Origin of the sequence: Aerococcus tenax, assembly GCF_003286645.3 — a bacterium.
In the GTDB taxonomy this organism is placed as follows: Bacteria; Bacillota; Bacilli; order Lactobacillales; family Aerococcaceae; genus Aerococcus; species Aerococcus tenax.
Genome location: NZ_CP127382.2, coordinates 1304723 through 1327911, shown reverse-complemented (window position 1 = coordinate 1327911; position 23189 = coordinate 1304723). Strand labels below are relative to the sequence as shown.

Annotated in this window: 19 protein-coding genes and 1 pseudogene; 8 read left to right on the top strand and 12 right to left on the bottom strand. The window is 41.5% G+C overall.

Going from position 1 to position 23189, the window contains the following annotated elements; translation table 11 throughout:
- Window positions 1–187: 187 nt before the first annotated feature.
- The 4 genes and pseudogenes from fni to mvk all read right to left on the bottom strand — a co-directional run bounded on the left by fni (window position 188) and on the right by mvk (window position 4646).
- Window positions 188–1237: a type 2 isopentenyl-diphosphate Delta-isomerase gene (gene fni / locus DBT50_RS06270; protein ID WP_111853084.1), complete on the bottom strand. Its 1050-nt coding sequence runs from the start codon at window positions 1235–1237 to the stop codon at window positions 188–190.
- A 64-nt stretch (window positions 1238–1301) separates the two neighbouring features.
- Window positions 1302–2423, bottom strand: a complete 1122-nt coding sequence (locus tag DBT50_RS06265; RefSeq protein WP_111852346.1) for a phosphomevalonate kinase — start codon at window positions 2421–2423, stop codon at window positions 1302–1304.
- 273 nt (window positions 2424–2696) lie between these two features.
- Window positions 2697–3668, bottom strand: a pseudogene (gene mvaD / locus DBT50_RS06260) (diphosphomevalonate decarboxylase); the annotation flags it as partial.
- 3 nt (window positions 3669–3671) lie between these two features.
- Window positions 3672–4646, bottom strand: a complete 975-nt coding sequence (gene mvk / locus DBT50_RS06255) for a mevalonate kinase (RefSeq protein ID WP_111852348.1) — start codon at window positions 4644–4646, stop codon at window positions 3672–3674.
- 259 nt (window positions 4647–4905) lie between these two features.
- Here mvk and guaA point away from each other — a divergent pair, with 259 nt between their 5' ends.
- Window positions 4906–6456, top strand: coding sequence for a glutamine-hydrolyzing GMP synthase (gene guaA / locus DBT50_RS06250; protein WP_111852349.1), 1551 nt, complete (start codon window positions 4906–4908; stop codon window positions 6454–6456).
- A gap of 255 nt (window positions 6457–6711) precedes the next feature.
- Here guaA and DBT50_RS06245 read toward each other — a convergent pair whose 3' ends face one another.
- From DBT50_RS06245 to DBT50_RS06210, 8 genes are all read right to left on the bottom strand, one after another.
- Window positions 6712–7617, bottom strand: coding sequence for an Abi family protein (locus DBT50_RS06245; protein ID WP_181566060.1), 906 nt, complete (start codon window positions 7615–7617; stop codon window positions 6712–6714).
- Between the two features lie 344 nt (window positions 7618–7961).
- Window positions 7962–8534 (bottom strand): hypothetical protein, encoded by a 573-nt coding sequence (locus DBT50_RS06240; RefSeq protein WP_111852155.1) that lies wholly within the window; start codon window positions 8532–8534, stop codon window positions 7962–7964.
- Between the two features lie 38 nt (window positions 8535–8572).
- Entirely contained in the window at window positions 8573–9088 is a 516-nt protein-coding gene (locus tag DBT50_RS06235) for a hypothetical protein (RefSeq protein WP_111852154.1), read from the bottom strand.
- An 880-nt stretch (window positions 9089–9968) separates the two neighbouring features.
- Window positions 9969–11324: a DNA/RNA non-specific endonuclease gene (locus tag DBT50_RS06230; protein WP_198434763.1), complete on the bottom strand. Its 1356-nt coding sequence runs from the start codon at window positions 11322–11324 to the stop codon at window positions 9969–9971.
- 430 nt (window positions 11325–11754) lie between these two features.
- Window positions 11755–12222: a GNAT family N-acetyltransferase gene (locus DBT50_RS06225; RefSeq protein WP_181566061.1), complete on the bottom strand. Its 468-nt coding sequence runs from the start codon at window positions 12220–12222 to the stop codon at window positions 11755–11757.
- Between the two features lie 218 nt (window positions 12223–12440).
- Window positions 12441–13367 carry a YsnF/AvaK domain-containing protein gene (locus DBT50_RS06220; protein WP_111852152.1) on the bottom strand — a complete coding sequence of 309 codons (927 nt, stop codon included), beginning with the start codon at window positions 13365–13367 and terminating at the stop codon, window positions 12441–12443.
- Between the two features lie 312 nt (window positions 13368–13679).
- Window positions 13680–14765, bottom strand: a complete 1086-nt coding sequence (locus tag DBT50_RS06215) for a M42 family metallopeptidase (RefSeq protein ID WP_111853085.1) — start codon at window positions 14763–14765, stop codon at window positions 13680–13682.
- A 187-nt stretch (window positions 14766–14952) separates the two neighbouring features.
- Entirely contained in the window at window positions 14953–15603 is a 651-nt protein-coding gene (locus DBT50_RS06210; protein ID WP_111852149.1) for a hypothetical protein, read from the bottom strand.
- A 238-nt stretch (window positions 15604–15841) separates the two neighbouring features.
- Between DBT50_RS06210 and DBT50_RS06205 the strand changes: the two genes are divergently transcribed.
- The 7 genes from DBT50_RS06205 to DBT50_RS06175 all read left to right on the top strand — a co-directional run bounded on the left by DBT50_RS06205 (window position 15842) and on the right by DBT50_RS06175 (window position 23147).
- On the top strand, window positions 15842–16930 hold the full coding sequence (locus DBT50_RS06205) for an alpha/beta fold hydrolase (protein WP_111852148.1): 1089 nt from the start codon (window positions 15842–15844) through the stop codon (window positions 16928–16930).
- A 46-nt stretch (window positions 16931–16976) separates the two neighbouring features.
- A complete protein-coding gene (gene tsaA / locus DBT50_RS06200) occupies window positions 16977–17663 on the top strand; it encodes a tRNA (N6-threonylcarbamoyladenosine(37)-N6)-methyltransferase TrmO (RefSeq protein WP_111852147.1) in 687 nt (228 codons plus the stop codon).
- Between the two features lie 93 nt (window positions 17664–17756).
- A complete protein-coding gene (locus DBT50_RS06195) occupies window positions 17757–18302 on the top strand; it encodes a LemA family protein (protein ID WP_111852146.1) in 546 nt (181 codons plus the stop codon).
- The gene (locus tag DBT50_RS06190) at window positions 18296–20107 is read left to right on the top strand and encodes a DUF2207 family protein (protein WP_111852145.1); all 1812 of its coding nucleotides are present in this window, start codon (window positions 18296–18298) and stop codon (window positions 20105–20107) included. The genes DBT50_RS06195 and DBT50_RS06190 overlap by 7 nt, the downstream gene beginning before the upstream one ends.
- Window positions 20108–20304: 197 nt before the next feature.
- A complete protein-coding gene (locus DBT50_RS06185; protein ID WP_070559811.1) occupies window positions 20305–20946 on the top strand; it encodes a TetR/AcrR family transcriptional regulator in 642 nt (213 codons plus the stop codon).
- Window positions 20947–21120: 174 nt separating this feature from the next.
- Complete coding sequence (locus DBT50_RS06180; protein ID WP_224783831.1) at window positions 21121–22566, top strand: ABC transporter ATP-binding protein/permease; 1446 nt, start codon at window positions 21121–21123, stop codon at window positions 22564–22566.
- Window positions 22530–23147: an ABC transporter permease gene (locus tag DBT50_RS06175; protein WP_224783830.1), complete on the top strand. Its 618-nt coding sequence runs from the start codon at window positions 22530–22532 to the stop codon at window positions 23145–23147. Before DBT50_RS06180 ends, DBT50_RS06175 begins: the two co-directional genes overlap by 37 nt.
- Window positions 23148–23189: the final 42 nt, after the last annotated feature.

Sequence of the window (23189 nt, the reverse complement as noted above, 5' to 3'; positions counted from 1 at the left end):
CACTTACTTTTTGTTAGCAAGTAGCTAATACTATTATAACGCATAATGCTTCTTCTGCAAAGCTAACCCCTTCAAAAGTTGGGAATAAATTACCAATCATTACTGATCGCTAGATTTGGCTATTAATTATAAATAAGGCAAAAAAGCCCTAACCGTGGGGCTAGGGAGTGATTAGTTAATAAGCTTATTAGCGAGAACGGTGACTAAAGTCTTGGTAGGGAATCTGACGGGCTTGGCACCAGTCTCTTACTGGTCCTGAAATAATCAAGTCAGTCTTTTCTAGGTCGCTAAGGCTTTGGCTATTGGTTAGGACCATGAGCATGCGGACCTGGTCTTTGAATTCTTCTACCCAATCAATGGTTTCTTGAACGCCGTGATTGAGAACCAGATGGAGGAATTGCCCACTCATCCCAACTGCCTTAGCTCCTAAGGCGAGTGACAGAACCACATGGAGTGGGGTTTTTACGCCCCCTGAAGCGATGATGTCGACTTGATCTTTTAGGCTTTGGGCTTCGAGTAAGGAGATTGCGGTACTTTGCCCCCATTGCGTCAGGTAGTCCATATCTTTAAGACTGCGGCGCTCGTTCTCGATAGCGATAAAGTTAGTTCCCCCTTGGCCACTGATATCCACTGTCTTGACACCAAGTGAGAGAAGTTCCTCAATCGTTTCACGACTCATGCCAAAGCCAACTTCCTTGACCATGACTGGGCGGTCAACCCCTTCAACAATGGCTTGGAGATTATCCCTAACGGCTTGGAAGTGGCGGTCGCCTTCTGGCATGGCCAGCTCTTGAGGGGTATTTAAATGAATAGCGAGGGCATCAGCCTCGGTAATTTCAAGCGCTTGTTTAGCTCCTGCTAGGCCATGATTCATGCCCACATTAGCAATGATGAAGCCCTCAGGATTAGTTTGGCGGACAATTTGGAAACTATCGGCTGTGTCGGGGTCTTTTATGGCTTGGGAGACTGACCCAGTTGCCATCATTAAGCCAGTTTCCCGGGCCACGGTGGCGAATTTTTCGTTAATGGCCTTGGTCCATTCACTGCCTCCAGTCATGGCGTTAATAAAGAAAGGAAAAGGGAATTCTTGACCGAAGAGCTGGGTATTGAGTTGAACTTGGTCAGCGTCAATATGGGGCAGGGAATGGTGGACAAAGCGGATGGCATCGAAATCAGTAGCGCTTTGAGCATACTGCCAATCGGCAAGCTTAATGTGGTCATCTTTACGATTCTTCATAGAATTCTCCTTTAAACTTTAGAATAATTTGGTCAATGGCGCCTATTTGTGAGAAGTGGATGAATTACTGGATGAAGCTAGGACACAGTCCCAAGTCGAGTTGGTGGATACCGGCTTCATGCCAGGCCTGGTCAATCTGCTCCCCAATGGCTGGCTGGTCGCTAAAGGCAATGGCACAGTCCCCGCCCCCCGCTCCGGAAACCTTACTCGTTCCTCCGGCAGCTCGGGCCAAATCGATAGCTGACTTTAAAGCGGCGGTTAAGTAAGGTTTTTGCCGGTGCTTGGTATAGTTATACAATAAATGACTGTTATAAGTTAAGGCCTTAGTAAAAACAAAGTAATCTTGGTCGATAATGGCTTGGCGGATTAGAATCACGCACTGTTGACTGGCATAGCGAAAATGGCGTTCGCTAAGTGAGAACTCATGGGCCTCTTTTTTTCTTGTTGACCTACCGGCTAACATGGCTTCGGTAGAACTCGGTTTTTCGGTCCAGACCACATGGAGCTTCCAATCGGGAGATAGGGTCAGCGGTTCGATCATGAGACCATCCCAGTGCATCTGGATGAGGTCTAGGACTTTCATTCCTTCATTCTTGATTCTTTCCTTCAACCAAGTATGGTCAAAATTTTGGTAATAGATGCAGCCTCCAAAAGCTGAAGCAGCCAAGTCGCCAAAGGAGCCCTTGAGGTCGATTTTGATTTGAGCGATGGCTCCTAGCTGATAGAGGAGATAGGCATAGGCTTTCTTGGAGTAGTCTTGGTTAACCTGGTAGCATTTAAGAATTGCTTCTAGGATAGCGATGCTGACTGCAGCACTGGAGCCTAGGCCATATTTTTTTCCGTCAGGACTGTCTAGTTCGCTAGTAATCTTTAAGTCAATGGCTCTAAAAGAATTTGCCACACGACCGCTTTCTCTTAAATACTGGTAGGCTGTTTGGATCAATGTCTTGACTAATAAGAATTGCTTAGGGATCCCAGAGATCTCACCGTCATCGCTAACTGTCCAGATAAAAGTTTCTTGGGCCTGGTTAGTCGATAAGCGCGACTGAGCTTGGTCAAGGGGGCGCAATTCGACGGTGACATAGGCATCAACCGCTACTAATAAAGCCCCTTGAAAGGAATGGACAATGGCGTATTCACCAGCCAGATATAACTTTCCTGGGCGTTTACTAATAATGGTTTCCATTTACAATTCCTCCTGTGAATCATTGGGATCATGGGGGAGCGGATTCGATGGTCTAAAAAAGTTGTGAGGGGCAGAGTGGTTAAAAATTTCTTCTAACTCTTCTTGCAGGGTGAGCTTTTGCTTGGCTAAACGTTTCATAAATTCTTCTTGGCTGTCTAAGCTGTCTTCACCCAACTCTTCATTGAGCAGCTCTAGCTTGTCGTCTTCATGGCTTTCTTCTTGGTTCACGCTTTGTGAAGCTTTGGTGCGAGTTTTCTGTTCAGAAAATGCTTTTAAATATTGGATACCTGGGCCCGGGCGGCTGGCAATTAGTCGGTCAGCCCCAAATTCAGGCGCCAAGGCATCGATAATCGCTTGGGACTGGGAATAAGGGCAGAGAATCTTCACATTAGGACCGGCGTCCATGGTGAAGTAGGCCTTATAGCCTTGTTGGCGTAGCCCTTTGACCGCTTCAATAGCCTTGAGTGATTCTGCTTCTAAATAGGTAAAGGCGGGGTCGGCCGATAGGGTAGTGGCGTGCATTAACATGGCGTGGTTTTCAGCTATTTCTCCCATCCAATCCAGGTCTCGAGCTTTAATAGCGGCTTTCATTTCTAGGAGCTTTTCTTCGCTCACCTGGGGCCATAATTGATAGAAGGGCGAGGTTGCAACCGTGTGCTTCATCCCACGCCTAGAACTGATGGCCTTCTTTTTGGTGTTTAAGGCCAGGACAACCATGCCCACATCCCAATTGGCATCATCGAAGGGGACAGCTTGGGAATCATGGTCGCCACTTCCCTTTTCCCATTCGACAAAGCCACCAAAAATGCTCCGGGTAGCTGATCCTGATCCGCGTCGGGCTAAGCGGGAGAGGGCAAGGGGGTCCAGGTCCAAGCGGAGGGCCTGATTACAAGCGCCCGCTAAGGCCGCAAAGGCAGAAGCTGATGAGGCCAAGCCTGCTGCAGTGGGCACATGGTTGTAGGAAATGACTTCACAAGCCAAATCCACCTGGGCCAATTGACGGAAGAGGTCAACAAAACGGCTAATCTTCTCAACTTCACTGTTGTCTTGCCACTCGCCATCGAGTTGGAAGCAGTCTTCCACGATATCCTTAGAGAAGCGGACCTGGGTTTCTGAATAAAAACGGTCCAAGGTTAGAGAGAGATTACTATTCATAGGTAGGATGAGTTCATCATCACGTTTTCCCCAATATTTAATCAGGGCGATATTGGTATGGGCTCGACAAATACCACGATATTTTTCCATAGTTTACTCCTTTTCACTTGTATTTGATTCACTTGAAAAAGGCATTAACCAGCTTTGACAGGCACTAGGACTATCCGCTAGGGCCTGGATGAGTTTTTCACCGCTTTGACGGTCAGGGACTAGGGCGTAGTAGCAGCCCCCACCCCCGCCACCGGTCAATTTGGCTGCCACGGCTCCATGTTGGCGCATGTAATCAATTCCCCAGCTCAATTCTGGGCTGGAGACTTGGAGAGCAGCCAGGTCATGTTGGGCCGCATTAATTAAAGTAGCCAGTTTCTCTAAGGAAGGCTGCGGTGCTTTTAAGGCCTGGGTCAGGTCGGTGGTTAAAAGTCCCAGATGTTTAATGGTTTTTTGGGTAGCAATTTGCCGGCTAGCAAAGGGGCTTTCATAGGCATCCCGGACATTTTTTACGGTTTGCTTAGTATTTCCTGAAATCCCAGTGTCAGCAATCACTAGCCAATAGGGGGTATGGAAATGGAAGGGTTGGGCTGCTTCCCCCTTTTTGAAGTAGAGGGGTTGGTTATAGGCCGTAACCCGGGCATCAAGGCCACTAGGGGTCCCGTGACTAATGGTTTCGGCAAAGTCCGCATAATCAAGTAAGACTTCATTGGATAAATCTTTACCTAAGTAATTAAAAAAGGCACGGATAAAGGCTACGGATAAGGCCGCTGAGCTCCCTAAGCCACGTTCAACCGGAATATTACTCTTCACTTTAATCAGGAAATGGTCATGACTGCTTAAGAAATCATGGCGGAGGCGGTTAAAGAGCCCCACCAAGGCGTCAAGTTTCTTGGGGGCTTCTTCAACGGGGCCTTCATAGATATCACTGAATAAGTAGGAATAATTACCAGCCGGTTCCAGCTTGACTTGGATGGTTACTGCTCGAAAGGGCAGGGCAATCGATGGCTGTCCATAGACCACACTGTGCTCCCCCATTAAAATTAATTTTCCATGTGATTTGCCGCAAATTTCGCGCATGTTTTTCCCTCGTTTCCGCCATTTCTAATAGCCTTATCATACAATAAAAGCCCTAATTATAACAACTTGGAATTATCTCCTGCAGTATTTTAATAAATACTTTATAAAAAGACGAACCCGCTAAAGGATCTCCTTTTGTATCGGTTAAATAGATAGAAAAAGTAATAAATCCGAATTAAAGGAAAGGAATACTAGAATTATGTGCGCGTTTTTGATAAAATGAGAAAGAAATTATAAGGGAAGTGAGTGATAACTTAGGATGAAAGCCTTAAAGGACCTAGAAAAGATCATCGTTCTTGACTACGGTAGCCAGTACAACCAACTGATTACCCGCCGTATTCGTGAACTGGGAGTCTATTCTGAATTACAATCTCACCGGCAAACTGCTCAAGAAATTAAAGACCAGGGGCAGGTGAAGGGAATCATTCTTTCGGGAGGACCTAACTCAGTCTATGAAGAAGGCTCCTTCGATATTGACGAGGAAATTTTTAACTTAGGAATACCAGTTTTAGGAATTTGTTATGGGATGCAACTAATCACTAAGAAATTCGGTGGTGTGGTTGAAGCCTCTGACAAACGCGAATATGGTCAACAAGAAATGACCATTCAAAAGACCGATTCTAAAATATTTAAAGATTTAGCCGATAAAGAAACCGTCTTAATGAGTCACGGCGACCGTATTGCTGAGATCCCTGAAGGTTTTGAAATCACAGGTGTGGCTCCTCACAGCCCAGCTGCTGCTTTTGAGAACGAAGAAGCCCAAGTTTATGGTTTCCAATACCATCCTGAAGTACGCTCATCCATCCATGGCCAACAAATGTTGAAAAACTTTGTCTATGAGATTTGTGGTTGCCAGGGAGACTGGACCATGGCTGACTTCATTGACATGCAAATTAAGAGCATTCGTGACCGTGTTGGTGATAAGAAAGTTCTCCTCGGCCTCTCCGGTGGGGTAGACTCTTCCGTGGTTGGTGTTCTCTTACAAAAAGCGATTGGCGATCAATTGACCTGTATCTTTGTTGACCACGGTTTACTCCGTAAAGGTGAAGCTGACCAAGTGATGGAAACCCTAGGTGGCAAATTCGGCTTAAACATCATCAAAGCCGATGCCCAAGAGCGCTTCTTAGGGAAATTAGCTGGCGTTTCTGATCCTGAAACTAAACGGAAGATTATTGGCCATGAATTTGTGGCCGTATTCGATGACGAAGCGACCAAGTTAGATGGGATGGATTTCTTAGCTCAAGGGACCTTGTATACTGACGTGATTGAATCAGGAACCGAAACCGCTGAAACCATCAAGTCTCACCATAATGTTGGGGGACTGCCTGAAGACATGCAATTTGAACTCATCGAGCCTCTCAACACCTTATTTAAGGATGAAGTGCGCGCTGTGGGAACGGAATTAGGCATGCCAGATAACATTGTTTGGCGTCAACCTTTCCCAGGTCCTGGTTTAGCCATTCGTGTGATTGGCGAAGTCACCAAAGAAAAACTTCACATTGTTCGTGAATCAGACGCCATTCTCCGTGAAGAAATCGCCAATGCTGGTTTAGATCGAGACATTTGGCAATACTTCACCGTTCTCCCTGGCTTTAAGTCAGTTGGGGTTATGGGCGACAAACGGACCTATGAATACACCATTGCTATCCGTGCCATTACCTCAGTGGATGGGATGACCGCGGATTGGGCGCGGATTCCATATGGTATCCTCGACCACATTAGCCGTCGCATCGTTAATGAAGTAGATGGCATTAACCGCGTGGTCTTAGATGTTACCTCTAAGCCACCAGCAACCGTGGAATGGGAATAATTGAAAAGATAATAAAAAAGGCCGCTACTAGAATTTCTGGTAGCGGTTTTTGTTGTTACAATAAGTTTTTTAGGCATAGTGTTTGCAAATGTAGAATTGAAAATGGAGATTTTGGGCTTAAATTGGGCTTATTAATAAAGAAGCTATTTCTGTAGATACAATATGAAAATAGAGGCAAATTAGCATTTTATAGGATCTTTAAAAATTAGTTCTATTCTTTTGACGAGTTAGAGGGAGAAAATTTTGTTACTTATGCTACTGAGGAAGTTTTTGTGAATTATTATGCCAGTCATTAGGAAAACCTAATTGATTAAGGATAATATTAAAATCTATTGATTCAATTTTTTTATCTAAATTCTTTAAAGATTTTAAAATAGAATTATGCAACTTATTAAATTCAATTTGGCTAGTAAAGCATTGAAGCAGTATAAATGTGTGATAGAAACTTCTTCTTTCACTGGTTTTTTTGATATTATATTTTTTATGTAAATCATCATAATATTTAATATCAGACCTTAAACGAAAGCCAATTAATTTCTTATCATGGGCACAAGTATTCCTTAGTTCATTAATTGCAGCGAGAAAACTGTCAAAAATATCAATGGAAAAGGGACCTTTAATATCTTTTATATGTTCAGAAATAAAGGTTCGCATTTCTTTAGCGATTTTATCTCTTAAACTTTGAGGAAGATTTTTTATGAAATACCGAAGTTCGCCTAAAGTTAAATAATTAATTATTACCCAAATTGGTACATTATCGTAGCTTTTCACATAATGTTGAATAGAGTTACTAGGTTGCCTTGACTTGGAATAGTAGTTTATTTTCTCAGAAAATTTGGAAATAGTTTTAATAGCCGCGACTGTTTTTGTGTGGTCATAGCAATTAATATCTAAATAAGCATATCTAGTATCTGGATATTCTTTTGCAAATAGATATGCAGTTATGGATTTGATATGATTTTCAGTTTCTAGAACAGTTTTCAACGTGTAATGCTTTATTTGTTGGTCGTAAAAGTTAGTATAAGTGATTTCACTAAAATTGGAACCTAGAATATATTTGTCAGTACTTTCCTGAAAATATTTGCTATATCCATTTATCAAGTTGTAATAATTATTTGTTAATAGATATTGTTTGGCACGATCTTCATTATCGATAGTCAATCTCCGACGCTTTAATAGATTTATTTGCTCTTCAAGTGATTTAAATTCTTTATTAATAAAAAGCACCTCCATTCAATATGAACAGAGGTGCTAGTCGTACTGGTCTCCTGAGAGATACCAGCGCTTTCTCTATTCATATGGTATCAGATTAGGGGAAATATTCAAGTAAAAGATTCCTTTGATTAAGTATTCATTGATATACATGATTATAGTTAACTAGAAAATGAATTATAAGGAAGCTTAAAATAGAAGCTGAACAGTTACAATTCATCTTTAAAATTTTATAAGCAGCAGTCGAGGCTTATAGCTCCGATTAATAAAGGTAAGTAGATAGCAGAGCTATATTATTTATTCCATTCTATTTCACTAGGATTAGACATGTTAGAATGACCTAAAATATCGGAATTAAAACGAACGGATAGAAACACATGATGATCTTCTGGCTGAATATTCGCTTTCATCATGAGAGCGAGCTCACCTTTACCTTGAAGTTGACTAGCTATTTCATGTCTTTCATTTTCAGGTAATTCCATGAAATTTGGATCAACTTGTGCAACAAGGACACCATCATTATCAAATGATAAATCAGTGATATTTAATGAGTACTGCATGTCAGGATCAGGCGTACCATTCTCAGTGGGATTACCATTTTCATCTAATTTACCTAGTGCGAAATTATGATCTTCTTCTAAACTTTGAGATAAGTAAGCATTAACTTCTTTTAATTGTTCTTCAGAAAGATTATATTTATTTTCTGTATTTTCTTCACTATTTGATTCATTAGAAGCAATCTGACTAGTTTGTTCTTCTGATGAAGAAGACTCATTTTGATCATTTGTATTACCGCAAGCAACAAGTGTTAAGGCGCTGAGCATTAATAATGATGTTTTCACTAAAGTGAATAGTTTCATTTTCACTATATTTCCTCCTAAACTACAAAGTAACTATCTAATAATTAAACTGTTTTATTAAAAAATCTTTTTATATTTTCGAATTCTGCGGAAGTAGCCTTAAATGGTATTTGAATGATTTCACCATCAACAACACTTCTTAGATAGATACGTCCTTTACCAGGTTTCTCTTCTTGTGTCGAAGTAGATTCATATGATCCTTTTTTGCCTCGACTGGCTCCAGTAGCAGCACCAACAATACCACCAACACCGGGTAAAACCATATTGCCCACTAATCCTCCTAATAGAGCACTACCAGCACGTCCTTTTCTTTTTGTTTTTCCTTTAGTATGTGTAATAATTTCACTACCAGAAAAGTCGATATTCTCAAAAGTAAAACGAGGGGCATCTTCGCTATAGCGACCAAGGTAATAGAGACCATTAATATCTTGACGAATAGCCTTGTTACCTATTTTCATATGTATCTCTTGATTAGCCTTCTTTTGAATGACTTTATAATCATCATATTTATCCTTAGCAGTTTCAGCTAATTCCTTTGATTTTAAACTTAATTCATTCATCTTTTCTTTTCAGTCCATCGGTTATTTCCTTCCTATAAAGTATTTTTGTGGTTATATGATACAATCAAATTTTATATTATATTATGAGTGGACATTAAATTTTTAGTGATGTTATAAAAAAACAAATTACATTTATATATATATTATTTTGTTCAATAGCGGTGTATCAATATTTATTGGTGTAAGTTCATTTTCCCTGGGCCTATATTAGTATCACTTTTTTCAACCTAACATTTGGCCCAACTATACTTGCTCTGTACAAAATATATTACATCAATCTTTTAAATTTGAATTAAACATCTTATAGTTTCATTTTAATAATATAGTAACATTATTTCAGTATAAGTGAAATTTAATGGGATATATCCCTAAAGAATATGAAATTAAATATATGAGGCAACTTTCACTCATATATAACATGATGCTAGTTATTACCTTATAAAATCACTTTCTCATTGATACTGTAAATGAGAATATTTACTTATAGAATTAAATTTCTTTATTTAACGGGATAAATGATATTTTAGAACTGACTTAATTCTATTGACTCTTACTGTAAGATCGATTTTAATTGTTCTAAGATAAGACTTAGTAGGATTATTCGTTAATATGTATTAACTCAAAGCCAAGAGGTGTAAAAAATTCAACAGCATTATGGATGAAATCGAAAAATGAGAGCAAAGAAAAAATCTGACCAATAAGTTAGTCAGATTGTAAGTTAATAATATTAGTCATGTATTTGATTAAAATAATAATTTATATGACCTAGTTAATCATTAAATAACAACTTTAAATTACTATCTTTATCAACTAGATCTATATAAACATTATACTGTTAGTCTTATTATTGATAGTTTGATACACGTCGATATCATTTCTTCTATTCGCCCACCATGCCATCGCCGTCGCGATCGATCATATAAGGGTATAGCCAGTGGTCACTTCTGATTGGCATGGAGAAACCTGCCGCTCTAGCTTCTTTGATAGTAACAATGCCATTGCCATCTGTATCAATACCGGCTAGCGAAGCTTGTGGTTGTACTGGTTGCGGAGCTGGTGCAGGAGCAGGCGGTTGCACTGGCTCTGGGGCCGGAGCTGGACTAGGAGATGACTCTTGAGCGGATGCTTGATTAGCGGGTTGGCCTTCTACTTCTGGCTGAGCGGTAGACTCAGTAGCAGGGCTAGGCTTTTCATCTTTGTTCTCGGTCTTGTTTTCAGTTTTAGCCTTGTTTTCTGACTGAGGAAGTCTTTCTAACTGGGTATCCTTTGAATATTCTTGTGGGCCAGCTGGACCTTTACTGCTTCCATCGGCATAGTTAATTTCAACATCTTTTTGCCGGTTAGGAATGTAAATATTGAAACAGAGTCCTTTTCCTTCATCTTCGATGGAGTAGCCTTCCATATAGATACCGCTGGCTAATAAATTCTTTCCTTCAAAAACTGGAGTTACCCGATATCTCACATGATTGTTGGTTTTTTCAATGTAGTTAGCGACAAAATTTTCAAAGGGGAGCATGCCCTCATTATTAAACCAATGGGTACCGGTCATTAAATTTTTAGGGTTGGCGTTCTCGCCAGTTAATTGATAGCCAATCAGATGGCATCGATTATATAACCAACCACCAGGAATATTCACATAGCGGGCTTGCTTCCAGCCAGTAGGTTTAACTTCAGAGATACTTTCTCTTACCTTATCGGGCATTAATTCTGTCCCTAATACGGCGTTGGCGGCAGTAACCCGGCCGAGTTTATCTAAGTCACCGTATTTTTCATAGGCTTCATTACTCTTTAAATCCTCATCAGTAAAGAAGGGTTTATTCCCATTGACCTCAACATAGGCCTTATCCTGAGGGACATCTCTACTTTTGGATAATTCCTTTTCAGCATCGGATTGGGATTTTTTACTTTCCGATTCGCTCTTAGCTTTTTCTTTTTTGGATTCTGAAGTCTTTGAAGCACTTTGACTGACGGCAGCCTGGTTGGAAGTGCTTTCTTTGTGGTTAAATAAGGTAGGAGTTACAAATAATGTCCCAAAAAGACCGACAACCGCAAAAAAAGTGGCGATATTCCTATTTCTCTGATTGACTTTTTTCTTGGTAAAATAGAAGATAAAAAAGAGCGATAGGGCAAGTATAAATGGTGCCAGATAAGCAAAAAGCATGAAAATAATGCCTATGAATAAGATGGAAAGTATTATTCCTAGGCAGCCAGGATATCCCTGTATGGATTTCTTCATAAAATCTCCCCTTTAAGTGATTTAATTAATGGATTAAAGGAAGTTAATTGAAAGGGGGCACTAGTAAAATTCAGCCTTAAATTGAATAGAAACATTTTATTTTAAGGTTGAGCATTCATAAACAAGCCAGGCCAATTCTTTTAAGCCTAGCCTTTAGCTAATGACTAGTGGGACCTTTCAAGTCTTTCTCTAATACAGCATATATATATTTTGGGTTATTATACAAGAAAAGTAATCTGTGTAAATATAAAATAAAGTTTCAATTATTAAATAAACTTTACAAGTGAACAGATTTTTTTAATAAAAAAAGCCACCTCTAAGCAATCTAGCAGTGGCTAATTTTGTGAAGAATGGCGGGCTTAAGTTTTCTATAAACAATGATGCCAACTAAGGGGAGTTATCATGTCTACTAGTAATTTTACGATTTTTACTAACTACTTATCGATTGATAAATTTTTTCTAAAACGCGCACATCTCTTCCCATGTCGTCAACTCCTTGGCAAAAGAAATGATAGTTCATCTTTTCATAGAGGCCGACATGTTGGGTAATCGTATATATCTTTGTATACCCAATATGTTTCGCAAATAATTCGATTTTATTTACCAATTGGTAAGAAAAACCTTGCTTACGGTAGGAGGGGTTGACGTAAACCGTGCTTAAAAATGGACCAAAATTGGCATTGGAAATAATATCTTCTAAAAGTAGAGCGGCAAAGCCAATCAATTGACCAGCTTGGTCCCGACAAAAATAAATCATTTCAGTATTTTTCAAGCATTTATTTTTTAATTTAGTGGCTAGGTAGCTAGCGGCTTTCCAGTCGACGTCAGCTAATAAATGGAGTCCTTGCTGAATTTCAAAGGCATTTGATTCATTAGTGATTTTTAAATCGGTATTCATTATAATTTCTTCCTCCCAATTTGCTGATTCAAGCTCAAGCGGATAAGACAGAGTCGTGTAGAAAAATTGACTAAAGATTATTGTGCAATTCTTATTTTTTGTGCTTATTTCTTTTTTAAAATTCCTCATATAATCAATGGTAGACAAAAAAAGAAAATCCGCCATTAAAAGCTTCTAATGGCGGATCGTTTTGTAATGAAAGGCTGGCTTATAGGAACCTATTTCTTGGCATCGTCATCGATTACCTTACCCGTGTCATCTTGAACATCCAGTTCTTCACGACGGGTGGTTTCAGAAACGGTTTCGGTATCTTGGTGAGTTTGTTTTTCAATTTCAACTTCACCAGTTACCACGGTATTCTTATTCACAGAAACTTCTTCTTCAGAGATTGGAACCACAAATTCTTCTTCTTCAAAGGCATTGTCATCCACTTCGCCCTCACTAGGGGTTACTTTCTTAATATGAATTTCTTCCCGTTGAATGGGCACTTCTACCGTCTTGGTGTCTTCAACGACATTCTTAGACACTTGAACTTCACCGAGATCTTTTTTGTGTTTTTGAACGTCAACTTGTTCTTCGTGGAGACGGATTCTTTCGGTATCGTTATCAGCTGTTTTAGCAGTGCTTGGAGGGGTTTCTTGACGGGAGCTTGCCTCATTGACTGGTCTTTGGGTATCAGTATGGACAGCTTCTTTTTCATATTCAGGTTCAACCGCACCAGCACTTGCGCCTGCCACACCAGCGGTAGCATAGCCAGTAGCTTCTTCACTTGCTTCAGGGCCAGTGGTGTAAGGGGAACGTTCGAGGTTGCTTACTGCGCCTTCATATTCTTGATCGATGAGGACTAAGATATCGCCACGGTTCAAGGAAGCTTCATAACCCTTGTAGTCGATATCGTCATTTCTGGTGTCTTCTTCGTCATCAGAGAAGAAACCTAAGACATTGTCCCACCAACTTCTTTCTTCTCCTTCAATTAATTCATCAGAAGTGACCACGTCAACCTCTGAACCATATTCTTGGTCAATTGGGGCATTGGATACTAAAACGACAGCAGAACGGGGAACACCCTTACTGATCAAGTCGCTAATCGCAGCACGGGCTTGATCATTAGTAGAAAATACATCATAGACAAAACGCTTAGTCATTATGATACACCCTTTCTTAAGACATCCAATTACAGTGATATAATCGCACAATTCATACTTTATTTATGCTTAATTATATTTTAAATAAAAATAAAAGCGTTTTCCAACTTAAAGACTTCTAAATGGCTAATTATTTCATTTTTAAAATATAAATAATACAATAATAAATATAATTTGTACATACAATTCAACTGTAAGGCAGGCTTAACAGAGGTCTTTTTGATAAGATAAGGGGCATCTTCCAAAATCACCACAAAAGGGCCTATGCTATTCAAAACATAGGTCCTTTTCAAGAAAATTCGCTATTTGTTTTTAATAGGTCTTTAGGTCAAATTGTTGGATATCTTCAAGCGTCAGGCGGCGCAGGAAAGTTTTAACCAGGTGGGTCGTATTCAAAAAATCATCATAGGAACAGAAGCAGGCATTGGTATGGGCGTAGCGACTGGGAATACCGATTGTGGCGCAAGGTGTTCCTAGATTACCCAGGTGAATAGGACCAGCATTGGTGCCGCCGCCTTCGCGGACAGCATGTTGACTCGGAATATTCTCAGCTCTTGCAGCTTGCTTAAAGAGGTCGATTAATTGGGTGTTGGCTACATAGGAATTGTCACGGTGACGGATTTGTGGTCCTTGGCCAAGTTGCCCTTGTAAGAGCTCTTTGGCATTGGTAAAGTCATCGGCGGGTGTCCCTTCCAGGATAATCGCGATATGAGGTTGAACCCGTTTAACCGTTAGCGAAGCGCCTCGAGTGCCCACTTCTTCTTGAGCAGCAGGGGCGGCGACGAGGTTAAAGGGAAAATCGCCCACTTCATCCGCTAAGTCGCGCATAATGGCGATTGCACAGGCGGTTCCAATCCGGTTATCGAAGGCCTTGGCCAGGATGGTTCGGGTGATTTCATTATAAGAGAACTTAGTGGCTGGTACGATTGGTTGACCTATTTCAATCCCCAAGTCATTGACGACTTGTTCTCTAGAAGTTGCGCCCATGTCGATCTTAATATCGCTGATGGCGATTTTTTCCTCCCGTTCTTCAGGAGTCATAAAGTGAATGGGCTTGGTGGCTGAAATCCCTTTATAATATTTTCCTTCACGATTACGGACGTAGAAGACTTGGGCAGTTAAGTTAGAGGGGACCCATCCGCCAATAGTTTGAATGAGGATGAGGCCATCCTTGTCAATGGCTTTCACCATGAGGCCCACTTCATCCAGGTGGGAGTCTAGCATGACGGTAGGCTTAGTGGGGTCGACCTGGTCCAGGTTAAGGTAGCAGTTTTTTAAATTATCTACTTGCAAGGTATAATTTCCCTTGTGTTTATTAATGACCTCGATGACCTCATCTTCGAAGCCGGACATCCCTTTAGCATTGGTTAGATCTTCAATTAATTGTAAATAATCCATCATCAAACGTCCTTTCTAAAGTAGAACTTAATCTATAATTAATCATAGCTTAGCACGTTTTTAGAGAGAAGACATGGGCTTTAGTGATAAAAGGCCGCGTACCTGATAAAAAGTGCACCAGACAATGCTTCTAAGGCTGTCTGATGCACTTTTGCTATTATTTAATCGTGAGTCGATCGTCTAGCTATTAATCGTGGCTAACCTTGGCATGGATACGAGCGATGGGCTCTTGGGCATTAAGGGGGTGGAGGTCCATGGTAATTTGGTCAAAAGCTTGACTGGGGTCATACTTGACAAAGAATTGTGAGCGAGCAATTTGGCCTTGGTCTACGGATTTGTCCCCATCTACTCGGTCGATGGCTTCTAATTGATTACCATTTTGGTCCGTGATCGTGAAGTTTTCTGGTCCAATGGCCATGGCATCCTCAGAAGCGATATTCTTATATTCAATTTCAATTGTGGCTAGGGTCTTGTGGTCGTAGTTAGGATCTTCAACCATGTCTTGGGGCAGGGCGTTGACAGTATTTGACACTTGCGTTACTTTCAATTCGGCAATTAATTTTTCTGGATCGTCAGGGCAGAAGATTGGAATTGTTTGATTGACTTGGTAGTTGGCATCTTTGTCAATATTTTCTTGTTTGGTACTATCAGCCGGATTTTCCAGATTGTGCTGACTAGCTTCTTTATCGGCATCTTCTTTAATCGTATGGGCTTGAGATTGACTTTGGTTTTGAGCTTGAGCACTGGCTGCCTCATTGGCTTGATTTTGACAAGAGCTGAGGAGGAGACCAGTAGTTAATAGAGATAGGCTTATCAGTGAGAACTTTTGTAATTTCATCAGAGGACTCCTTTCATAGCGCTTTTACGAATTGCATTAAGTATAGCAAATCCCAAAGACAAATAAAAAACTTTGGCTAATATTTAATCAAATAATAAGTTATCTGTAACCTCGCTGAAAAATAAATTTCCCCCTTAGGAGGCGGGTCATTTATCCAGTCAAAATCCTAGCTGACGGGCAGAGTGGCCAATAAATCGTGTTATAATTGAACAAATAACAGAAGAGGAAAGAAGCGACCATGAAACAGAATTTTAAAGGTTTCCTCAAGGCCAGTCTTGGTGTTTTAGGGCTTAGTAGTTTAGCTATCCTGCTGCAGAGGAAGAAGCATGCCCGTCAAAGTCGAATAAGATCTCCCCAAGGAATCCAAGAAAATGTCATCATTCAAGCGGGCGGTATCCAACAGACCTTGCAATTAAGAGGTAATCAAAGGACTAATCCAGTGGTTTTATGGGTCCACGGAGGCCCAGGGATGGCTAACCCCTTCTTGACCTATGCTTATCAACCTGCCCTTGAAGCTGATTATACCTTTGCTTATTGGAGTCAGCGGGGAGCGGGACGAACTTATTACTTAAATCAAGGGCAAGTCTCAGGGATGACCCTAGCCCAAGTCATCGATGATATGGATGAGGTCGTGGATTATTTAAGGGCTCGTTTTAAGCAAGAGAAAATCTTTATTATCGGTCACTCTTGGGGAAGTCAATTGAGCAGCCTTTATATTAAAACCCATCCCCATAAGGTTAGGGCCTATCTGGGAGTGAGCCAGATTATTGATATCATTGCTTCCCAGAGAAACCTGCTCGACCAGGCAGAAAACGCTGCCCGAGCAGCAGGGGATAGGGACGGTTTACTGGAAATTTGTTCTTTAAAACGGGCCAGTGATGACCAACTCAACCACCGTTTGATTCCCGCCCAAGACTACTTAACCATTGAACAGGTAGCGGGAAAATATTTACCGGGTAACCCTCTCATAGACGCCCTAAAAGGGACATGGCTTGCCTTGACCGCGCCTGATTTTTCTTGGATGGATTTAAGATGGTATGGACTTTTTCTCTTTCAATTGTCGTATTATATTGCTATTCAAGCTCCCTTAATGATTGTTTCCAATCAATTTAAACTGGCCCAGGGTGATTCCTACCAGGTACCGATTTACTTTATCTCTGGGGGAAGAGACTGGACCGCGCCTTTTAGTCAGGTCTTTAACTATTACCAGTCCATAACCGCTCCCGATAAGGCCTTTTACTTGCTGAAAGATTGCGGTCATAGCCCTTATCTTGATGATCCTGATCGATTTGCTGAACGGGTCAGGGCCTGTTTTGATAAGTATTAAGAGAATTGTTAATAAATAATAGGATAAGAAGGAGGCAGGTCATCCGATGGAAATTCATCCCATAGCCCATATCTATACTCCCTTTAAGGAAAAGTTTGGCATTCCACGCCAAGGGGTTAAGGCCGAACATTCCTATGGGGAAATTATCTTTGAAAAAGAATACCGTCAGTTGGAAGCCTTTAAAGGAATTGAAGACTTTACCTATCTCTGGTTAATCTGGGGATTTTCTCAAGTTAAGGAGAGTGCACCTTTTAAAGCGACCGTCCGACCGCCACGTTTAGGAGGCAACCAGCGAGTGGGCGTCTTCGCCTCGCGCTCGCCATTCCGTCCTAATCGTTTAGCCTTGTCAGCCGTGAAATTTGAAGGCTTAGAAAGTGATAGTCCCGAGGGCCCCAAGTTAATTGTGTCGGGGATCGACATGGTGGACGGGACACCAATTTATGATATTAAACCCTATTCTAGTGAATCAGATGCTTTAAATGACGGGCACTCTGGTTTTATTGACCAGGTGGCCTTTAATACCCTCCAAGTCCACTGGCCCAAGGACCTGGCGGACCAAGTTTCTCAAGCGGAAAGAGAGGGGATTACTGAGGTCTTAGCCGCTGATCCCAGGCCTGCTTACCAAAGGCAGGAGGATCGTGAATATGGGATGCTTTATGGATCCTATAATATTCGCTTTGAAGTGAAAGACCAGACTTGTTATATTTTATCCCTTGACCCGATTAGCGACTAGGATCTAACTGGGATTCCTGAGTCACTTAGGGTAAAATAAGGGCAGAAATAATTACTGTTTATGCAGATAGCCGTCAAAAAGGGAGGAAATCTAATGATTATCGCAATTGCATTTGTTGTCATTCTCGTTCTAATCGTCGTTTGGGGGATTGGTGCTTATAACCGTATGATCCAATCCAAGGAAATGATTGATAATTCCATGGGTCAAATAGCTGCTCAAGTGGAATCACGCTGGGACGCCTTGACGAATTTGATCCAAGCTACCAAGAACTACCAAAGTCATGAAGCCGACACCTTGATTAATGTGGTGAAAAACCGGCAAAAAATTAATCCAGATGCGACGGTTGAAGAAGTGGAACATGACCAAGACCTCTTCCAAAAAGCCATGCGGTCGATTGACGTCGTGGTCGAACAATATCCAGAATTGAAAGCAGCTGCTGTTTACCAAACTACCATGGACAGTGTCAATAACTATGAAAACAATGTCCGTCAAGCCCGGATGATTTTTAATGACACGGTTACTAAATATAACCGCACCATTAAAACTTTCCCTAATTCCTTAGTTGCAGGAATGACTGGTTTCTATCCTGAAGAATACTTCCGGGGTAGTGAAGAAAAACAGGAGATGCCTCAATGGTAGTCAAACGCCCATTTTCCCTATTACTAAAACTAGCCCTAGCCCTGGCTGTTATCTTTTCTTTTGATTTGATTCGTTCAGACCAGGAGCCCGTCTTAGCGGTTGACCAGGATATCCATTCCATCACGGTGGATACTGTCCTCCAGGAAGATGGATCCGCCAAGATTACTGAGTACTGGGATATTACTACCCATGAAGGAACTGAAATTTATAAACCCCTGGTTTTGACGGATGCCCAAGAATTATCTGACTACCAAGTCAGCATGGATGGCCAGCCCTTTAGCCCACAAAAGTCTTGGGATGTGGATGCTTCTTTTAATGCCAAGGCCTATCAATTTGGTCGCAATGAAAATAGTGAGCTCAACTGGGGGATTTCTGACTATGGTCGTCACACTTACCAGGTGTCCTACCGAATCTCTAATTTTGTGATGCAAACGACTACTAATCAAATGATCTATTGGCGCTTTATTTCCGATAATTTGGCAGACAGCCCAGAAAGTATACGCATGACCATTGCTTCGGAAAAGGAAGATTTTAACCTGGAAAACAATCGGGTTTGGGGCTTTGGTTTTCGTGGCCAAGTCCATATTGAAGATGGAAAAGTCGTGGCTGAATCTAAGGAAAGCTTGCCTAGCTCTGGGAGCGGCATCCTCTTAGTCCGTATTCCTCAAGGAACCTACCCAACCCAGTGGACTTCGGATAAGGCCTTTGATGATTATGTTAAGGAAGCCTTTGAAGGGTCCGACTATAACTGGGAAGACTATGATAGTAATGCTGCGGTTGAAGACATTACCTCCATGCCAGGTGAGGGGATGCCTAAGCTAATCAAATGGGGTCTGATAGGACTTGGTGGACTAGGGGTAGTCGGTATCCTAGCTGGTGAGTTCCAGTACATCAAGAGTAAACGAGCTTTGAAGAAGTGGTACCCCTCTATTGAACGGAGAAGTCAGGAATTAGACGGTCAGTATTACCGTGACCTGCCTGCTGATAATATTTATTCGGATTACTTCATTTTGGACCAACTGGCCATTGATGACCTCGATAGCAACTATTTAACCGGGACCATCCTTTACTTGGTGAAAGAAGGCGGCCTCAAGTTAGGAGGCGAAACGGGTTTGTTCAAGGATAATCATTACTTTATGGTGAATTCCGCTTACCAAGCGCCAGATTTGGATCCCATTAAGGACTGGTGGCGGATTTTTAATGAAGTTGCGGATGACAAGGGTCAGTTTTCAGAAAAGGACTTCAAAAAATATTGTCAAAGCCGTACTGATCGACTAAAAGGCGTCTCCATATCTTACCGGTCTTATAGTAAAAACTATTTGCTGGCAGGGGACTTTATTCAAAATAAGACCTACGCCAAGGCTAAGGAAGACCAAGACCAGCGCTACCTAGCGGATAGCCAGGTGACTTATCCCTTTACCGACAAAGGTCATCAATTAAGAGATAATTGGGTCAAATTCTATAACTATCTTAAGGATTTCTCCTTATTAAATGAACGTGGTGCTCAAGAAGTGGCACTGTGGGACCGCTTATTAATTTATGCAGCGGTTTTAGGAATCGCTGCAGAAGTTGCTAAAGAATTTGCCAATCTCTATCCTGATTTTGAAAAACAATCGGTTTATACCGGTACTGGTGATATTAACTTCTGGCAGTATTACTATATTGCTAATATTATGAACCGTTCTTATACCCAATCCATAGCGCCAGAAATGACTTCAGCCATGTCTAGTGGTGGCGGGGGCTTTTCGAGTTTTGGTGGCGGGGGCGGAGCCTTCGGCGGAGGTGGAGGCGGCGGTGCCCGCTAATATACACATTATTTTAGACTCTAGAAGAGGTGGGACCAAGGTCTTGCCTCTTTTTTGTGGACTGGTTTAGCGATAAGAATAGAAAGACTAATATTGTTTATATACAACTTAAAAATATTTTAATTTATTTATTAAATAGTGAAGGTTTTGATATAATAAAAGCATTACTATAATTTAAAAAGATTGAGGACTTGTTGATGGATGCATATATCAAAAACTTTGTAGGAAAATTTTCGCGTCAGGAAACCTTGACCCCGCGCCAGCATGCTATCCTCCAAGCAAGTATTGATTTATTTGCCGATTACGGCTACAGCAATACTTCGACGAAAGAAATCGCTGGTCGGGCCGGCGTAGGGGAAGGAACGCTCTTCAAACACTTTGGGAGCAAACAAAACTTACTCTTCGCTTGTATCTTACCCATCATTGCTGAAATGTCTAAGGAAAAATATGCCCAAGAATTTGACTTAGAACGGATTAAAGATGACAAGTGGATTTTCCAAGACTTTGTCCACCATATTCTAGCCAATTGTTTCCAAGAGGATTCTGACCACTATAAGGTGATGAAGATATTTGCCCAAGAGATGCTTTACCGGGAAAATTTCTTAAAGCGTTTGGCTGAATTGATTCCGCTACATTTGAAGATGGGCTTTTTTAACATTCTAGAGTATTTTAAGGACAAGGGAGAACTGAATAACTGGCCCAATGCCCTGATTGTTCGGCTCATGATTTCACCGATTTTATCCTTCCAGTGGGTTCAATTCGAGAGTGGGAGTCAGGAAGATTTTGCTCAAGCCTTGTCTTATATTGAAGCTTTTATTGTCAGGGGCCTGTGTTGCTAAAGCCTATTATTGCCAGCAAGGTCTGATTATTGTCATATTGTTTGCGCTCTGGAGGACTTAGTGTTACTGTACTTGAGTTAAAAGTGAGTCCTCACTCAATGAAGTAACTGACTAAGAGACTGTCTTAGTCAATGCTTTCCTAATAAAAAGCAAGTAAAAGTAAGGAGTAAGCATATGGCAATATTAAGCTTAAATGCCGTGAATAAATACTATTCCCTGGCTAATGGCGACCGATTCCAGGCCTTAAAGGATATTAACTTGGATTTTGAAGCTGGAGAATTAGTCGCCATTGTTGGTGAATCAGGAAGCGGTAAATCTACCCTCATGAACTTAATTGGTGGTTTAGATACTGATTTTACTGGAGAAATTCGAGTTGAAGGGGAGAACATCGCTGACTTCAAGGAGCGCGACTTAGTTAATTATCATAAGGATAAGATTGGCTTTGTTTTTCAAAACTTTAACTTAATTTCCCATCTTTCGGTCTTAGAAAATGTGGCCCTAGCGATGAATTTATCCAATATTTCTAAAGGCAAACGGGAAAAACAAGCCCGGGCTGTCCTTGAGCAACTAGGTCTCGGTCAACAAGTCCATAAGCGGCCCAACCAGTTATCGGGTGGGCAAAAGCAAAGGGTGGCTATTGCCCGAGCCCTAGTCAATAATCCAGAAATTATTATCGCTGATGAGCCGACCGGAGCCTTGGATTCACAGACAGCTGACGCCGTCTTAGATATTTTTAAGGAAATCGCTGCTTCAGGAAAATTAGTCCTTATTGTCACCCATTCCCAAGCAGTGGCTGGGATCGCTAGCCGTTTAGTCAGGATTGGCGACGGCGAAATCGTTGCCGATGAAAGGGTTAATGAAAATCAAAGAGCACTGGCCAACTATCAAGGCATGCGCCAGCTTCCCCAAGTGGAGAAAGCCTCTTCCAATGCCTTTTCTTTCTGGTCAGCTATCCAACTGGCCTTAAAAAATATGCGGGCTAAGTGGTCGCGTAATCTCTTGATTGCCTTTGGCTTTTCAGTAGGAATTATGAGTATTATTTTGATGTTAGCTTTAGGGTCGGGGGTCAATAATTATTTGACGGATACCATGGAAAGCCAGGTCAATCCCCAGGTGACTGAAGTCCGCATGCCTATGAATAATCCAGAAATGCAAGCCACGGAAGAGCGCAACCGGTCAAAAGAGGGACAAAATCTTCCCCAAACCACTATCAGCCCCGATTTTCAAGATCCGGCCTTCGAGCAGGAAAATATTGAAGAACTTGGGGCGATATCGGGGGTAGAAGCCCTTGAAGTTGGCTATACCAATTTCTCTTTAGGGACCGATTACCTCAAAAAAGAGGATCCGACCTACCCCTTCATGAACTTACAGACGATTTCGTCATTAATCACTCCCGCTAACCTGCCTGAAGGCCATTTACCCGAACAGGGAGAAATCTTAGTTAGTCGTGGGATTGCCGATAAGTTGGCTGAAGATACTGGTCAGTCAGCAATCGGTCAAAAGCTGAGCCTCAAGTTGACTTTGAAACAAAAGATCTCAAAGCAGATTTTACTATTTCTGGCATTTACCAGGCTGACGAGACTATGGGATCAGCGGCTATCTTTGACACCGTTTATTTAAACTATGATGACTTAGAAACGTTAGCAGCTGACCAAGACATTGACCTCAAGCCCAATGTGGTGTATTTATTGGCAGAAGATGAGAGTCTGACCCCACAAATCAAGGAGAGCATCGCGGATATGGGCTATCGGGGCTCGGCCACCGAAAGTTTGGTCAAAACCTTTACGGAAATGATTGATATCTTCACCTTTGTCCTTATCGGTGTGGCCGGTATTTCCTTACTGGTTTCTGCGATCATGATTTTAACCGTTCTTTATATTAGTGTCGTGGAACGAACCCAAGAAATTGGGGTCATTAAGGCTATTGGAGGACGGCGTAAGGATATTCGCCGTATCTTTATTTCTGAATCCTTCTTGATCGGTCTTTTCTCCGGACTTTTAGGGGGAGGACTGGCCATTGCCTTTGCTGCTTTAGCTAACCAGGTCTTAAATCAGCTCTTCCAAGTCTCCATGTTAGATATTACTTGGCAATTCCTACTTATCGGCTTGGCTATTGCTGTGGTGATTGCTACTATTTCTGGTCTCCTACCCGCCAACCGGGCTTCCAAACTTGACTCGGTCGAAGCCTTACGGGCAGAGTAAATCTTAGTTGGGCGAATCGGGCCACTCTTTAAAGAAAGTTTA

Bases quoted from the DNA above. Each gene is read 5' to 3' on its own strand.
- fni (WP_111853084.1), bottom strand. From the start codon at position 1,237: ATGAAGAATCGTAAAGATGACCACATTAAGCTTGCCGATTGGCAGTAT.
- DBT50_RS06265 (WP_111852346.1), bottom strand. From the start codon at position 2,423: ATGGAAACCATTATTAGTAAACGCCCAGGAAAGTTATATCTGGCTGGT.
- mvk (WP_111852348.1), bottom strand. From the start codon at position 4,646: ATGCGCGAAATTTGCGGCAAATCACATGGAAAATTAATTTTAATGGGG.
- guaA (WP_111852349.1), top strand. From the start codon at position 4,906: ATGAAAGCCTTAAAGGACCTAGAAAAGATCATCGTTCTTGACTACGGT.
- DBT50_RS06235 (WP_111852154.1), bottom strand. From the start codon at position 9,088: ATGAATGAATTAAGTTTAAAATCAAAGGAATTAGCTGAAACTGCTAAG.
- DBT50_RS06230 (WP_198434763.1), bottom strand. From the start codon at position 11,324: ATGAAGAAATCCATACAGGGATATCCTGGCTGCCTAGGAATAATACTT.
- DBT50_RS06225 (WP_181566061.1), bottom strand. From the start codon at position 12,222: ATGAATACCGATTTAAAAATCACTAATGAATCAAATGCCTTTGAAATT.
- DBT50_RS06220 (WP_111852152.1), bottom strand. From the start codon at position 13,367: ATGACTAAGCGTTTTGTCTATGATGTATTTTCTACTAATGATCAAGCC.
- DBT50_RS06215 (WP_111853085.1), bottom strand. From the start codon at position 14,765: ATGGATTATTTACAATTAATTGAAGATCTAACCAATGCTAAAGGGATG.
- DBT50_RS06210 (WP_111852149.1), bottom strand. From the start codon at position 15,603: ATGAAATTACAAAAGTTCTCACTGATAAGCCTATCTCTATTAACTACT.
- DBT50_RS06205 (WP_111852148.1), top strand. From the start codon at position 15,842: ATGAAACAGAATTTTAAAGGTTTCCTCAAGGCCAGTCTTGGTGTTTTA.
- tsaA (WP_111852147.1), top strand. From the start codon at position 16,977: ATGGAAATTCATCCCATAGCCCATATCTATACTCCCTTTAAGGAAAAG.
- DBT50_RS06195 (WP_111852146.1), top strand. From the start codon at position 17,757: ATGATTATCGCAATTGCATTTGTTGTCATTCTCGTTCTAATCGTCGTT.
- DBT50_RS06190 (WP_111852145.1), top strand. From the start codon at position 18,296: ATGGTAGTCAAACGCCCATTTTCCCTATTACTAAAACTAGCCCTAGCC.
- DBT50_RS06185 (WP_070559811.1), top strand. From the start codon at position 20,305: ATGGATGCATATATCAAAAACTTTGTAGGAAAATTTTCGCGTCAGGAA.
- DBT50_RS06180 (WP_224783831.1), top strand. From the start codon at position 21,121: ATGGCAATATTAAGCTTAAATGCCGTGAATAAATACTATTCCCTGGCT.
- DBT50_RS06175 (WP_224783830.1), top strand. From the start codon at position 22,530: ATGGGATCAGCGGCTATCTTTGACACCGTTTATTTAAACTATGATGAC.